This window comes from Rhodococcus sp. 2H158, from assembly GCF_053764755.1.
Genome location: NZ_JBSNCE010000072.1, coordinates 1 through 736, shown reverse-complemented (window position 1 = coordinate 736; position 736 = coordinate 1). Strand labels below are relative to the sequence as shown.

Here is a 736-nt window from a genome sequence, read left to right as displayed (position 1 = left end):
CGCCCACGCCGGGGCCGCACCCGCGGTGCGGGCGGCGTACGCGGCGATCAGGTCCCGGGCCAGCGGCGCCACCGACACCCCGTCCGCGGCGATGTGGTGCAACACCAGCACCAGCACGTGCTCCTCCACACCCAGACGCAGCACCCGGGCCCGCACCGGCAGGTCCACGGTCAGGTCGAAGCCGGCCCCGGCGAAGTCCGCCACGGCGGCATGCACGTCGGCAGGTGCCTCGGTGAGGTCGAGGGGGACCCCGACGTCGACGGCCACCTGATGCGGACCTTCCGCGTCGGCGGGGAAGACGGTGCGCAGGCTCTCGTGCCGGTCGGTCACGTCCTGCCATGCCGTGGTCAGGGCCGCGGCGTCGAGGGACCCGGACAGGTGCAGCGCCACCGGGATGTTGTACGCCGCGGAGGTGGGGTCGAGCTGGTTGAGCACCCACATGCGCTGCTGCGCCGGGCCGAGGGGCACGCGGGCCGGGCGGGGCCGGGCCGTGAGGGCGATCCGCGGGGCGGGACGCTCGAGCAGCCGCACGGCGAGCCCCGCGGGGGTGGGCGCCTCGAACAGGTCGCGCACCGCCAGGGCGGAGCCTGCGGAGTTCAGGCGGGCGACGACGCGGGTGGCGTCGAGGGAGTTGCCGCCGAGGTCGAAGAACGAATCGTCGATCCCGACCTGCGCGAGGCCGAGCACCTGCGCGAACGCGGCGACCACCGCCTCCTCCGTCGGTGTGCGCGGAGCG

General features: G+C 75.8%; 1 protein-coding gene. It reads right to left on the bottom strand.

Annotation, left to right across the window (positions count from 1 at the left end; all coding sequences use genetic code 11):
• On the bottom strand, positions 1-708 hold a 708-nt coding region (locus ACWPOB_RS28535), incomplete at its 3' end, for a condensation domain-containing protein (protein ID WP_455402874.1).
• Positions 709-736 lie beyond the last annotated feature (28 nt).